We start from the raw sequence: 13,559 nt of genomic DNA on the forward strand, positions 1-13,559 counted from the left end.
GCGTTAACTTTTCAACATCATGTTAGTGGTAAGGTTAACGATCACCTACTAGATATAGGCCAAATCGGCACGTAATTCTTAATCAACTATTAAAATCCCCCATTAACTTCCTCTAGTTGTTCCCGATTCCCGGGATTCGTACCTCTGTATCAATGTGGCATCCATACTGATTCGGAGGCGGGCGAATGATCGTGGTGGTTGATGATAGAGCTCTTGTGAAGGACGGCTACGCGTCCCTGTTCGGCCGCGAGGGCATTCCCTCGACGGGCTTCGATCCGAGGGAGTTCGGCGAGTGGGTAAGCTCCGCCGCCGATTCCGATATCGACGCTGTCGAAGCCTTCCTGATCGGGCAGGGGGAGAGCACTTTGACCCTGCCGCGCGCGATTCGGGATCGCTCCCGTGCGCCGGTCATCGCCATGAGCGACACGCCGTCGCTGGAAAACACGCTTGCGCTCTTCGACTGCGGTGTCGACGACGTGGTCCGCAAGCCGGTGCATCCGAGGGAAATCCTCGCACGCGTCGCAGCGATCCGCCGGCGTTTGACGGCCATCGCCAACTTCACGGATATCGGTCCCATCCGCGTTTTTGCCGACGGGCGCGATCCGGAGATCAACGGCGAAGTCTTCGCGCTTCCCCGTCGCGAACGTCGTATCCTCGAATATCTCGTCGCCAACCGCGGGCGCCGGGTGTCCAAGTCGCAGATATTCAACGCGATCTACGGCATCTTCGACGAAGACGTCGAAGAGAATGTCGTCGAAAGCCACATCAGCAAGCTGCGCAAGAAACTGCGCAAGAAGCTCGGCTTCGACCCGATCGATTCCAAGCGTTTCCTTGGCTACTGCATCGACTGGAATTGAGCGTCGAGCGACAGGGCGAGGACAGCTCAAGACAGGTTCACGCAAGGCCCGGTCTCTAGTGTCGCCGCAACAAGGAAATGAGGATCCGATATGAGTCTCTACGGTACCATGAGAACGGGCGTGTCCGGCATGAACGCCCAGTCCAACCGGCTCAGCACAGTCGCCGAGAACATCGCGAACGCCAACACCACGGGCTACAAGCGCGCGTCGACGGAATTCTCATCGATGATCCTGCCGTCGGGTAACGGATCCTATAATTCCGGCGGCGTACAGACGGAGGTGCGCTACAGCATCTCGCAGCAGGGCGCGACCACCTTCACCACCTCGGCCAGCGATCTGGCGATCGACGGCGGCGGCTTCTTCATCGTCGAAGGCGCCAACGGCCAGGAATATCTGACCCGCGCCGGCTCCTTCGTTCCGGACAGCGAAGGCAATCTGGTCAATGCCGCCGGCTTCACGCTGATGGGCTACGAGTACGAGGCCGGCGTCGACCCGACGGTCGTCGTCAACGGCTTCGATGGCCTGACCAGGGTCAACCTCGCTTCGGATGGGCTTATCGCGACCGGTTCGACCAAGGGCTCCATGGGCGCGAACCTGCCCTCGGGCGCTGCCGTGGGCGATGTTTCCACCACTTCGCTCGTCGTCTATGACAGCCAGGGCAATACCCGCATTCTGGATTTCAACTACGAGAAAACTGGCGCGAATGCGTGGTCCGTCGAGGTGGTCGACCGGACGTCGTCAACGGTCCTCGGTACACAGACGCTGAATTTCAACGCGGACGGATCCCTTACCGCGACCCCTGCCACATTGACGACATCGGCGATGACGGCCCTTCCCGGCACTGGCGCGAACCTCTCGGCCCTGACTATCGATCTGACGAAGACGACGCAGCTCGGCTACGCCTTCAATGCCGACGGCGGCAATATCGACGGCAATGCGCCGAGCAAGGTTGCCGGTTACCAGATCGACTCCGACGGCATCGTCTACGTCAAATACGAGAACGGCAAGCTCGATCCGCGCTATCGCATCGCGCTCGCCAATGTCCAGAGCCCGGACAAGCTGAGGCCGGAATCGGGCAACGTCTATTCGCAGGGCGTCGACTCCGGCGTCATCATCACCGGTTTCGCCGGCTCGGGCGATTTCGGCGAAATCCTCTCCGGCGCGCTCGAAAGCTCGAATGTCGATATCGCCGAGGAACTGACGGCGATGATCGAGTCGCAGCGCAACTACACGGCAAACTCCAAGGTCTTCCAGACCGGTTCGGAGCTGCTCGAAGTTCTCGTCAATCTGAAGCGGTAATTCCAACTTCGAAATTATGCACTTCCGGACGTAAGGCCCATTACGGGCTCTTCCCGGGAGTGCACTGAGAAAACGGTCCCCGGCATGTCGCTGTCTTCTGCAATCGCCATCGCGCAATCCGCGTTTAGCACCACGGCGCAACAAACCGCCACGGTCTCGAAGAACATTGCCAATTCCGGCAATGCGGACTACTCGCGCCGCATGGCGATGCTCGGGACCACCCCGGGCGGCGCCCAGGTCGTATCGATCTATCGGGCGCAGAACGAGGCGCTCCTCAAGCAGAACCTGATCGGCATCTCGCAGTCCTCCGCGCAGAGCAGCCTCCTGTCCGGGCTTGAGATCATGAAATCGGCGCTCGGCGGCAATGACTACGAGTCGTCGCCCTCCACCTATCTCTCGGCCTTCCGCAACAGCCTGCAGACCTTCGCGTCGACGCCCGGCAATGCGACGATCGCCGCCACCGTGGTGTCGGATGCATCGGATCTTGCCAACTCGATCAGCAAGACGTCGGCCGCCGTTCAGGACCTTCGTCTCGACTCGGACAAGAAAATCGCCGAGGAGGTCGCCAATCTGAACCGCCTTCTCGCGCAGTTCGAGACGGCGAACAATGCCGTCAGACAGGCGACGGCTGCCGGAACGGACGCGACCGCTGCGCTCGACGATCGCGACAAGATCCTGAAGCAGGTATCGGAGCTTGTCGGTATCTCCACCGTCACGCGGGCGAACAACGATACCGTCATCTACACCTCGGGCGGCACCGTTCTCTTCGAGACGCTTCCGAGAGAGGTCACCTTTGCGCCGAAGAGCGCTTACGATGCTACCGTCACCGGCAACGGCATATTCATCGACGGCGTGCCGCTCGCTCCCGGCAGCGGTGCCGATACCAATGCTCAGGGCAAGCTCGCGGGCCTGCTTCAGCTGCGCGACGACATCGCTCCGACGTTCCAGTCGCAGCTCGACGAGATGGCGCGCGGCCTCGTCACCCTGTTCAAGGAAGGCGGCTTGCCGGGACTCTTCACCTGGTCGGGCGGAACCGTACCGGCCGCCGGCGCCGTCCAGCCGGGGCTCGCCGCGAGCCTTTCGGTCAATCCCGCGGCGAAGGCCAATCCCTTCCTCCTGCGCGACGGCGGCTTCAACGGCGTCGTTTCGAACCCGGACGGCAATGCCGGTTATACGGTCCTGCTCGACGGTTTCGTCACTGCGATGGACGGCGACATGGCGTTCGACGGCGCGACCGGGCTCGACGCCACGAGCTCGATCATGGAATTCGCCGCGTCTTCCATCGGCTGGTTCGAGCAGATACGCAGCGGCGCCTCCACGGCCGATGACAACAAGGCGGCGCTGCTGGCCCGCACGCAGGAGGCGCTCGGCAGCGTGACCGGGGTGAGCATCGACGAGGAACTGTCGCTGCTTCTCGACCTGGAGCAGTCCTACAAGGCCTCGGCCAAGTTGATCAGCACCGTCGACGCCATGATGGCGTCGCTTCTCGAAGCCGTGAGGTAATCATGAAGACGTCCTTCGTTTCGAACCTGGCCGTTCAGAACGCCATGCGGCTGACCATCCAGCAGGGGCAGGCTGAACTTCTGAAGCTGCAGACGGAGGTGACGACCGGCCGCCACGCCGATGTCGGGCTGGCGCTCGGTTCCTCGGCGGCGCGGTCCGTGAGCCTGCAGCGCGAGCTCGCGCGGCTCGGTACGCTCGTCGATACCAATTCCGTCGTCACCCAGCGGCTTGCCGCGTCGCAATCCGCTCTCTCCGCGATGGCCGAGGCGGCGCAGCAGGTGCGCAACACCCTCGTCACCTTCAAGGGCAATGATGCCGCCGATCAGCTCGCAATCCAGAAGACCGAAATACAGAGCGCCATGTCGGCCTTTTCGTCGGCGGCGAACCTGTCCTTCAACGGCGAATTTCTCTTCGCCGGCATCAACACCGACGTGAGGCCCTTCGACGACTATAACGCCGCGGCGAAGTCGACCTTCGACACCGCGCTCGCCACCTACATGTCGGCGAACGGCATTGCCTCCATGAGCGATTTCACGAAGGCGGAGATGGAGGACTTCATCACCAACACGCTCGAGCCGCTTTATGCAAGCGATGCGCAATGGGCTGCCGATTGGTCCAAGGCCTCGAGCCAGAACATGACGAGCCGCATCAGCACGACGGAAGTGGTGCAGAGCTCCACCAATGCGACGACGGAAGGCTTCCGGAAATTCGCTCTCGCCAGCGTGATCGCGCTGGAACTGATGGACGAAAATGTCAGTTCCGAAGTCCGTGCCTATATCGGCGAGGCCGCGCTCAGCTATGTCGAGCAGGCCAATACGCAGATCACGGCGGAGCGCAGCACTCTCGGTATTTCCGAAGCGCGCGTGAAAAAGGCGAATACCTCCCTTCAAGCCCAGATCAAGCTGATCAACACACATATTACCGATCTCGAAGGCGTCGACACCTACGAGGCTTCGACACGGATGAACACGCTGCTGACGCAGGTAGAGACCTCCTACACGCTGACGGCGCGGATCCAGCGGTTGAGTTTGATAGACTTCCTCTAATGACTAGAGGATGCGGACAAGCATGAGGGATGTCTGAATGTATCAGTTTGCATACGCCGAGATCATGGAGGAAGGCGTAGCCGTTTCCAAGGATCGGGAGAAGCAGGTTCTCGATCGTTCCATCGCGCTCTTGCAGGCGGCGAAAGAAAAGGACGGATACACCCGGGAAGCGATCGAAGCGGTCTACTTCACCCGGCGTCTCTGGATCCGGTTCATCGAAGATCTGCGCGCGCCGGACAACCAGCTCAACGAAGAGCTGCGCGCCAACCTCATCTCGATCGGAATCTGGATTCTGAACGAGACGGAGAAGATCCGCAAACGCGAGTCTTCCAACTTCCAGGGCATAATCGACATAACCACCATCATCAGGGATGGACTGAAATGAAGAGCACACTGCGTATTTCGCTGAAATCGGGCGAAAGGATCTTTGTAAACGGCGCAGTGCTGCGCGTCGACCGCAAGGTCGCGATCGAATTCCTGAACGACGTGACCTTCCTCCTGGAAAACCACGTCCTGCAGCCCGAAGATGCGACGACACCGCTGCGGCAGCTCTATTTCATCGCCCAGATGATCCTGATCAATCCGGAAGGCGCGGACCAGTCGACCGCGATGTTCCGCAAGTCGATCGTGATGCTGCTCAACTGCTTCAAGCACGACGAGGTGCTGGCCGAACTCAAGCGCATCGACGGGCTGGTCACGCAGGGCCGGGCCTTCGAGGCACTGAAGGCGATCCGGGGGCTTTATCCGATCGAGGACCAGATACTCAACGCGCAGGAACTGACGCCTGCGACGGTGGAACAGATACGCAAGGAGATCGCGCCATGGCGGTAAGCGGCGTCAACAACACGTCCAACAGCTACACGCCCACGGTTTCCGCCACGGATTCGGCGGGCGACGCCAGCGCGGCGACGCTCAACTACGAGAGCTTCCTCAAGCTGCTCGTGGCGCAGATGAAGAACCAGGATCCGACGCAGCCGATGGACGCGACGCAGCAGATCGCGCAGCTTGCGACCTTCTCGCAGGTGGAGCAGACGATCAAGACCAACAAGAACCTCGAGAGCCTGCTGCAGCGCACCGCGCTCAGCGAGGCGGACGCGGTGATCGGCAGGACGGTCACCAGCGCCGACGGCAAGACCACTGGCGTCGTCAAGGAGGTGAAACTATACTCCGATGGAATCATCGCGGTGCTCGATACGGGCAAGGAGCTCGTCATCGGTCCGGGCGTCATAATGAAGTGAGTTCCCATGAATGAGGCAGATGCCCTCGACATCGTACAGGCGGCGATCTGGACAGTGATCGTGGCCTCGGGCCCTGCCGTTCTCGCCGCAATGGTGGTCGGCGTCGGCATCGCCTTCATTCAGGCCCTGACCCAGGTCCAGGAGATGACGCTGACATTCGTGCCGAAGATTCTCGCGGTGATGATCACCGCCGCAATTTCCGCGCCCTTCGTCGGCGCGCAGATCTCGATCTTCACCGATATCGTGTTCTCGCGGATACAAAGCGGGTTTTAGCTTAGAGATCGGCGATAACGCCGCCTACCCCATACCACCTTCGCGCAAGCTTGGCCCTCTAGGACTCTGCCATACCCTTGGGCAGATCTTATGATCGCTGCCCGCCTCTCATGAAGAGACGGAAGAGACATGGCACAACAGGCGACGCTGACCATCCCGAAACTTGCACCCAAGAGCCGGGACGTCGGCTTTGCGCTCGGGATCGTGATGATCCTTTCGATCCTGTTCCTGCCTATTCCCCCCTTCCTGATCGATCTCGGGCTCGCCTTCTCCATTTCGTTCTCGGTGCTGATCCTGATGGTCGCGCTCTGGATCCAGCGGCCGCTCGACTTCTCGTCCTTCCCGACGATTCTGCTGATCTCGACCATGATCCGTCTGGCGCTGAACATCGCCACCACGCGCGTCATCCTTTCCCATGGGCATGAGGGCCATGGCGCCGCAGGCGGGGTCATCTCCGGTTTCGCCAGCCTCGTAATGTCCGGGGACTTCGTGATCGGCCTCATCGTCTTCCTGATCCTGATCACGGTGAACTTCATCGTCATCACCAAGGGTGCCACGCGTATCGCCGAGGTCGGCGCCCGCTTCACCCTCGATGCGATCCCCGGCAAGCAGATGTCGATCGATGCCGACCTCTCGGCCGGCCTGATCGACGAGAAGGAAGCGCAGCGCCGCCGCCGCGAGCTGGAGGAGGAGAGCTCCTTCTTCGGCGCGATGGACGGTGCGTCCAAATTCGTGCGCGGCGATGCGATCGCCGGCCTGATCATCACCGCGATCAACGTCTTCGGCGGCATCATCATCGGCTATCTGCGGCACGACATGGAGATTGGCGAGGCGGCCGATGTCTTCGTCAAGCTTTCCGTCGGCGACGGTCTCGTCTCCCAGATCCCGGCACTGATCGTCTCGCTCGCCGCCGGCCTGCTCGTCTCGCGCGGCGGCACCGCCGGTTCCACCGACCAGGCGGTCGTCGGCCAGCTCAGCGGTTATCCCCGGGCGCTGATGGTTGCCTCCGGGCTGATCGTCCTGCTCTCCGTCACGCCCGGCCTGCCTTTCCTCCCCTTTGCGGCGCTTGGCGGCGGCATGGCCTTCCTCAGCTGGTTCATTCCGAAGCAGATCGAGGCCGAGAAGGCGGCAAAGCGGGACGAGGAGGCGGCGAAGGCGCAGCAGAGCAAGGAAAGCGACAAGGATTCGGTCAAATCGGTGCTGAAGACCGCGGAGATCGAGCTGCTGCTCGGCAAGCAGGTCTCCACCAGGCTGCTGGGCGCCCATCAGGAGCTTGCCTTCCGCGTCGGCAAGATGCGCCGGAAGTTCGCCCTGCAATACGGCCTCGTCGTTCCGGAGATCAAGGTCTCCGACGACATCACCATCCCCGACAAGGCCTATCATGTCCGCATCCACGGCACCACGATCGCCTCCAACACGGTCCGCGTGGGCGAAGTGCTGGTGGTTACCGGCGGCGGGCGGCGGCCGAGCGTGCCTGGCGACGACATCCGGGAACCGGCATTCGGCATGCCGGCGGTGTCGATCCTCGAGACGTTCACGGAAGACCTGAAGCGCGAAGGCTTCCACCCGATCGACAACGTATCGGTGGTGCTGACGCATTTGAGCGAAGTGATCCGCAACAATCTTCCGCAGCTTCTCTCCTACAAGGACGTGAAGGTGCTGATCGAACGGCTCGACCCGGAATACCGCAAGCTCGCGGACGAGATCTGTACCTCGCACATGTCCTATTCCGGCCTGCAGGCGGTGCTGAAACTGCTGCTCGCCGAACGCGTCTCGATCCGCAATCTTCATCTGATCCTCGAAGCCGTGGCGGAGCTCGCCCCGCATGTGCGCAAGACCGAGCAGATCGTCGAACATGTGCGGGTGCGCATGTCGCAGCAGCTCTGCGGCGATCTCGCCGACAATGGCGTGCTGCGCGTGCTGAGGCTTGGGAACAAATGGGACATGGTCTTCCACCAGGCGCTCAAGCGCGACGCCAAGGGTGAGATCGTCGAGTTCGATATCGACCCGCGTCATCTCGAGGAGTTCAGCGAGCAGGCGACGAAGGTAATCCGTGAACATCTCGACCGCGGCATGCCCTTCGTACTGGTAAGTTCGCCCGAATCCCGGTCTTATGTGCGCATGATCATCGAACGCCTCTTCGCCACGTTGCCCGTGCTCTCGCATGTCGAGCTCGCCAAGGGACTCGAGATCAAGATCATCGGCTCGATTTCATGATCACCGACCCCGAGGGCACGGTTCTGGCGCTGTTTGCGGCCTTCTGCCGGATCGGGGGCTGCGTCATGATCATGCCGGGATTCTCGACCGCGCGCGTCCCCATGCAGATACGGCTGTTCATCGCGGTGGCGCTCTCCATGGCCATCCTGCCGATCATGTGGACGGACATCTATCCGCAGGTGACGGGCAAGGGTCACGACTATCTCTACCTCGTCGCGACCGAGACCGCCGTCGGCGCGGTGATCGGGCTCGTCGCGCGCTACTACGTGCTCGGGCTGCAGTTCGCCGGCACCGCGATCACCATGCTGATGGGGTTCGGCTCGCCGCCGGCGGCGGACGTGCTGGAGGATACGGCGGAAAACCAGCTCACCAGCATGATCGGTTTTGCCGGGCTGATGATTCTCTTCATGCTGGATTTCCACCACGTGATTTTCGAGGCGATCGCGCAGTCCTACCGGGTGATGCCGATCGGCGCCGGCTTCGATCCGCAGGGCACGCTGATCACGCTCACCAATTCGCTCGGTCAGACCTTCATGATCATGCTCCGGCTCGCCAGCCCCTTCGTGATCTACGGCCTGCTGTTCAACGTCGCGATCGGCATGGTCAACAAGCTGGCGCCGCAGATACCGGTCTACTTCATTTCCCAGCCCTACCTCATCATGGGGGGCCTGTTCCTTCTCTATCTCGGCATCGCCGCGATGCTGCGTCTCTTCGCCGACGGCTTCGCGCCCGTCATGCAGGGCGGCTAGCTCGATGAAGGCGCGGTCGGAAAAGCTGAAACGCCTGGTCGCCGTCCAGCGGCACCTGGAGCGGATGGCCGAAAGCGAAGTGGCCGAGACCGCCCGGCAGCGGACCGAACTTGCCGGAACGATCGACGTCGTGGTCGACGCCATGGGGTCGGCCCATCCGATGCATCGCGTGTTTTCAGGTCACTATGCCTCCCAACTCGGGCGACTCGTGCAGAAGGACCAGATGCTGCTCGGAATCCAGCAGGTGCATGAAGCCCGCATGATGAAGGAACGCGCCAAGGGCGACCGGCTCGAGGAACACATGAAGGACGCCCGGCTGTCGGAGGACCGCGAAGCCGCCGACAATTCGATCCTCGACCTGATCGACCAGCACGTCTCGGGCGGCGCGCCAGCTTCCGGTAAGGTTGACGGGCGATAGTACCTCAACCGGGGAGCCGGCAAGGGTGGCTTTCCGCTTCACGAACATCGCCTTGCCCGGCAAACGAGATGCCGGCTTCGGCTTTGAGAGGATCTGACATGGCTATTTCTCCGCCCAGCGATCTGGTGATGGACGTCGTCCGCGCGGCCGATCCGGCTGAGGTCCAGGAGGCCCAGGCGCGGCTCAAGGCCAATCGCGCCGCTTTCCAGGCGACCAGCCTCGCGGAAAACGGCGATGGCTTCGCGGCGCACGTTTCTTCGGTACTCAATTCTGCCGAGGGATCGAGCGGTCTTGGAGACATCAGCAACCGGGCCGAAGCGAAGAAGATCCCGGAGACCTATCGGAAATTCGAGGCGATGGTCCTGCAGAATTTCGTGAAATCCATGCTTCCGAGCGAAAGCGAAAACGTCTTCGGCAAGGGCACCTCCGGCGACATCTGGAAAAGCATGATGGCCGAGCAGATCGGCGACGTGCTCGCCAAGGGCGGCGGGATCGGCATCGCCGATCAGATGGTAGGCGACGATGCGACCGACCGGGTGAACGCCTCGCTCGACGGCGACAGCCGGAACCTCGCCGCCGGCATGGTCCAGGAATATGAGCGCAAGGCGCTCTCGTCCTTCCTGCCCAACGATGAAGAGAAGAAGCAGGCCTGATGCTTGTCGCCCGGACCGCGAAGCGGCTTGGCGAAGTACATTCATACCAATCGAAACAAGCGGGCGAAAGAATGCCTGGGCATCGTTCCGCCCGCGCCCTGCGATAGTGCATATGGGAGTTGATTATGGAAGCTGTGGCATCCAACGACCTGCGGATCCAAAACGTTCTCGGTCGACTGGAGATGATCATCGACAACGAGAACAGCCGCATCGGTGCGGACCCCGAATTCGACCTCAAGACGTCGAACGCCCACAAGAGCCGGTGCCTCTACGAGTTGACCATGCTTCATCGCGACGCCGGGCCGGGTGAGATCTCGCCGGCCTTCGCGGCGCAGACGCGCCATCTCAGGAGCAAGCTGCAGGTCAATGCGCAGAAGGTGGCGGCGCACCTGGAAGCGGTCCGCTCCGTCGTCGATCTCCTCAAGACCGCCGCCCAGGATGCGGATGCGGACGGCATCTATACCGAAGCGCAATTCCGCTACAGCGATTTCTGATGTTGAAGCTCGTCCTCACCGGAGTCTGGGTCTGCGCCGTCACGCTCGGGTCGGTTTATTTTTCGATGCAGCACGCGTCGGCGCCGGTGGTTTCGGATGCGGAGGCGGACCGGCGCGCGTCGCAGGAATATGTCCCCGGTGAGATGATAACGATTCCGTCCATAAAGGACGGCGCGGTGCAGGGCTATTTCCTTGCGAAGCTCTCCTTCTCGGCATCGCGGGAAGGTATCGCCAAGCTGCATGCGCCTCTGCGCCAGCTCGTCACCGACGAGCTCTACGACATGCTCGTGGGCTCGAGATTCATCGATGTCGCCGATACCGCTACGTTCGATCTGGCTGCCTTCAAGGTTGCGGTCAAGGATGGCCTCAACAGAAAGCTCGGAAGCGAGGTCATTTCCGAAGTTCTGGTCGAGCAGCTCGAGTATCTGACCAAAGAGGACGTGGAACGCGTCGCCAACAGCCAGAACCGCCCTTATCAGAAGCCTGTGCCGATTCTCGACAGGAACGGCCAGGGGGCCTCTGACCGGCTACCGGAGAGCGCGGTGCAGGCGACGAGCGCGCACTGACGCCTGCCGTGCCGCGCGTTTTGCCGGCGACTGCGTCAGTCCCTGTCGCGATTGCCGTCCCGCGTATCGTCCGCGTCTATCCTGGCGGTCAGCCGGCCGATCGCGACGTGGAGAGGATGGAGGCTGGCCGCGGCAAGGCCGGTCTCTCTCCAGAGCCTGAGCCCTACCGGCAGCGACGAGGCCAGCAGCCATAGGGACTTGCAGAGGGTTTTCAGTCGTCCGGAGAAGGTCGCGTCGCGCTGGTGCTCCATCAGCGTCGAAATCGCACCTTTCTCGAGGCTGCGGGCACGTGTCCACGAAGCCGTCGTGTGATGAGCCGGAACCGATTCCGCGACCCAGGCATCCGCAGCCCAGGCGAAGGAGAAGCCTTTCGCCTTGCACCGGTCGAAGAAATCCGCGTCGCCGATGCCGACGATATTGAGCGCCGGATCCATGAACGGCCGCGGCATGCCGTCGAGCACCCGTCGCGTGATCAGGATGTTGCCTGCGGAGTAAAGGACGGGCACGGGCCCGCTCCCATGGTAGGGAGGTGCGAAGACGGGGTGGCGCTTCCACTTCTGTTCCTGAGGATGCCCCAAGACCGGAAGCTGCGGACCGCCGACGATGTCCGCGTCATGGGCTTCCTGCACCGCCATCAGACAATCGAGCCATTCGGGAGCGGCTATCTCGTCATCATAGATGACGGCGACGAGGCCGATTCTCGGAAAGAGTTCGAGAGCGGCTGTCAATCCGGCATTGCAGGCATGGGCATATCCGTGGCGGCGTGCGACGACGACGGAGGAATCGAAGGAATGGCCGCTGAAGAAGTCTTTGGCCGCCTGCGCGCCGGCCAGCCCGTCCGCGTCGTTTTCGACGACAATGGTCGCGAGGGGGACATCGGGCCGTTGCGAGACGATGGTCCTCAGCGTCTTGACGAGATGATCCGGACGCCGGAACGTCGGCACGACGACGACGAGCTCGATATCCGACGCATCTTCCAGCTTCGTCTGAAAATGGATGAAACTGTCCTGGCCGTCCGACGTCATCGTCAAAGCCCGCGCCAATTCGATGCAATGAGTACAGCAAATCTTCCTAAACAGAGGTTGAATCCAAAACAGCCTTTCGAATGAGGATTTTACGCCCGGTCTCGGCAATGCAAAAGCCGGAATCGTCGATGCGTCCCAGGGAGCAAGGCGATCTCTCATCGGTACAACGAAATTGCCGCGTCGCACTGCGGATGGCGCTTCCATGCGCGCCGGGCACTTGCAATTATGCGTTTGGAACAGCATAGGGCGCATGCAGGCAATCGCCGGATGCGGCTTGATCTAGAGTGTGCCGCGTTCGGGACTAATCGGGAGATACGCCGTGACGACTGTGATTGATGGCAAGGACGTTGCTGCTTCGGTCATCGAAACCGTGAAATCCGCCACCGGCGCGCTGGAAAGCGAGACGGGCGTGCGCGCGGGTCTCGCGGTCGTCATCGTCGGGGACGATCCCGCAAGCCACACTTACGTGTCGGCGAAGAGCAGGATGGCGAAGGAATGCGGCTTCCTGTCGGTCCAGCACACGCTGCCCGAGGAGACCTCGCAGGAGGAGCTCGCGGCGCTGGTCGCCGAGCTCAATGCGGATCCGTCAATCCACGGCATTCTCGTGCAGCTGCCTTTGCCGAAACACCTCCGCTCGGAACCGATCATCCAGTCGATCCTTCCGGAAAAGGACGTCGACGGACTGCATGTCGTCAATGCCGGCAAGCTCGCGACCGGCGACCTCGAAGGCGGGCTCGTCTCCTGCACGCCGGCCGGCGCGATGGTCTTCGTGCGCCGGACTTACGGCGATGATCTTTCCGGGCTCAACGCCGTCGTCATCGGCCGCTCCAACCTCTTCGGCAAGCCGATGTCCGCCCTGCTTCTCGCGGCCAATGCGACGGTCACGACGGCGCATTCGCGCACCAAGGATCTGGCGGCCGTTTGCCGCAACGCGGACATCCTGGTAGCCGCGGTCGGGCGCCCCGAGATGGTCAAGGCGGACTGGGTCAAGCCAGGTGCCATGGTGGTCGACGTCGGCATCAACCGCGTCCCGGCGCCCGAACGCGGCGAGGGCAGGACGAAGCTCGTCGGCGATGTCGCCTTCGACGAGTGTGCGAAGGTTGCAGGCGTGATCACGCCTGTTCCGGGGGGCGTCGGGCCGATGACGATCGCCATGCTGATGGCGAACACGATCATCGCCGCCTGCCGCATGGCCGGCCGCAAGCCTCCGAAGTTCTGACT

The 13,559-nt window shown here is 61.9% G+C and carries 16 protein-coding genes; 15 read left to right on the forward strand and 1 reads right to left on the reverse strand.

Translation table 11 applies throughout. The features are described 5' to 3' along the window. The first annotated feature begins 185 nt into the window (after positions 1-185). The 14 genes from rem (at position 186) to PZL22_RS21380 (ending at position 11,313) form a co-directional block, all read left to right on the forward strand. Positions 186-857 (forward strand): transcriptional activator Rem, encoded by a 672-nt coding sequence (gene rem, locus PZL22_RS21315; protein ID WP_003529872.1) that lies wholly within the window; start codon positions 186-188, stop codon positions 855-857. Positions 858-947: 90 nt separating this feature from the next. Continuing rightward, the gene (locus PZL22_RS21320) at positions 948-2,156 is read left to right on the forward strand and encodes a flagellar hook protein FlgE (RefSeq protein WP_003529870.1); all 1,209 of its coding nucleotides are present in this window, start codon (positions 948-950) and stop codon (positions 2,154-2,156) included. Positions 2,157-2,240: 84 nt separating this feature from the next. Continuing rightward, on the forward strand, positions 2,241-3,659 hold the full coding sequence (flgK, locus tag PZL22_RS21325; protein ID WP_003529868.1) for a flagellar hook-associated protein FlgK: 1,419 nt from the start codon (positions 2,241-2,243) through the stop codon (positions 3,657-3,659). Positions 3,660-3,661: 2 nt separating this feature from the next. Beyond that, complete coding sequence (locus tag PZL22_RS21330; protein WP_003529865.1) at positions 3,662-4,705, forward strand: flagellar hook-associated family protein; 1,044 nt, start codon at positions 3,662-3,664, stop codon at positions 4,703-4,705. A gap of 37 nt (positions 4,706-4,742) precedes the next feature. Next, on the forward strand, positions 4,743-5,090 hold the full coding sequence (gene flaF / locus PZL22_RS21335) for a flagellar biosynthesis regulator FlaF (RefSeq protein WP_003529863.1): 348 nt from the start codon (positions 4,743-4,745) through the stop codon (positions 5,088-5,090). Further along, a complete protein-coding gene (gene flbT / locus PZL22_RS21340; protein WP_003529861.1) occupies positions 5,087-5,536 on the forward strand; it encodes a flagellar biosynthesis repressor FlbT in 450 nt (149 codons plus the stop codon). The genes flaF and flbT overlap by 4 nt, the downstream gene beginning before the upstream one ends. Further along, positions 5,527-5,943, forward strand: coding sequence for a flagellar hook assembly protein FlgD (gene flgD / locus PZL22_RS21345; protein ID WP_003529859.1), 417 nt, complete (start codon positions 5,527-5,529; stop codon positions 5,941-5,943). Before flbT ends, flgD begins: the two co-directional genes overlap by 10 nt. A 6-nt stretch (positions 5,944-5,949) precedes the next feature. After that, positions 5,950-6,216 (forward strand): flagellar biosynthetic protein FliQ, encoded by a 267-nt coding sequence (locus tag PZL22_RS21350; RefSeq protein ID WP_003529857.1) that lies wholly within the window; start codon positions 5,950-5,952, stop codon positions 6,214-6,216. Positions 6,217-6,345: 129 nt separating this feature from the next. Continuing rightward, entirely contained in the window at positions 6,346-8,433 is a 2,088-nt protein-coding gene (gene flhA / locus PZL22_RS21355; protein WP_003529855.1) for a flagellar biosynthesis protein FlhA, read from the forward strand. After that, positions 8,430-9,182, forward strand: coding sequence for a flagellar biosynthetic protein FliR (fliR, locus tag PZL22_RS21360; RefSeq protein ID WP_003529853.1), 753 nt, complete (start codon positions 8,430-8,432; stop codon positions 9,180-9,182). Before flhA ends, fliR begins: the two co-directional genes overlap by 4 nt. 4 nt (positions 9,183-9,186) lie before the next feature. Continuing rightward, complete coding sequence (locus PZL22_RS21365; RefSeq protein WP_003529852.1) at positions 9,187-9,600, forward strand: hypothetical protein; 414 nt, start codon at positions 9,187-9,189, stop codon at positions 9,598-9,600. A gap of 98 nt (positions 9,601-9,698) precedes the next feature. Next, a complete protein-coding gene (locus PZL22_RS21370; protein WP_003529851.1) occupies positions 9,699-10,253 on the forward strand; it encodes a rod-binding protein in 555 nt (184 codons plus the stop codon). A 125-nt stretch (positions 10,254-10,378) separates the two neighbouring features. Next, entirely contained in the window at positions 10,379-10,747 is a 369-nt protein-coding gene (locus PZL22_RS21375; RefSeq protein WP_003529850.1) for a hypothetical protein, read from the forward strand. Further along, positions 10,747-11,313, forward strand: coding sequence for a hypothetical protein (locus PZL22_RS21380; RefSeq protein WP_003529849.1), 567 nt, complete (start codon positions 10,747-10,749; stop codon positions 11,311-11,313). Before PZL22_RS21375 ends, PZL22_RS21380 begins: the two co-directional genes overlap by 1 nt. A 35-nt stretch (positions 11,314-11,348) precedes the next feature. Here the strand turns inward: PZL22_RS21380 and PZL22_RS21385 are convergent, their stop codons facing one another. Beyond that, complete coding sequence (locus tag PZL22_RS21385) at positions 11,349-12,338, reverse strand: glycosyltransferase family 2 protein (RefSeq protein WP_003529848.1); 990 nt, start codon at positions 12,336-12,338, stop codon at positions 11,349-11,351. 319 nt (positions 12,339-12,657) lie between these two features. Here PZL22_RS21385 and folD point away from each other — a divergent pair, with 319 nt between their 5' ends. Continuing rightward, positions 12,658-13,557, forward strand: a complete 900-nt coding sequence (gene folD / locus PZL22_RS21390) for a bifunctional methylenetetrahydrofolate dehydrogenase/methenyltetrahydrofolate cyclohydrolase FolD (RefSeq protein ID WP_003529847.1) — start codon at positions 12,658-12,660, stop codon at positions 13,555-13,557. Positions 13,558-13,559: the final 2 nt, after the last annotated feature.

This window comes from Ensifer meliloti (assembly GCF_030064585.1).
In the GTDB taxonomy this organism is placed as follows: Bacteria; Pseudomonadota; Alphaproteobacteria; order Rhizobiales; family Rhizobiaceae; genus Sinorhizobium; species Sinorhizobium meliloti.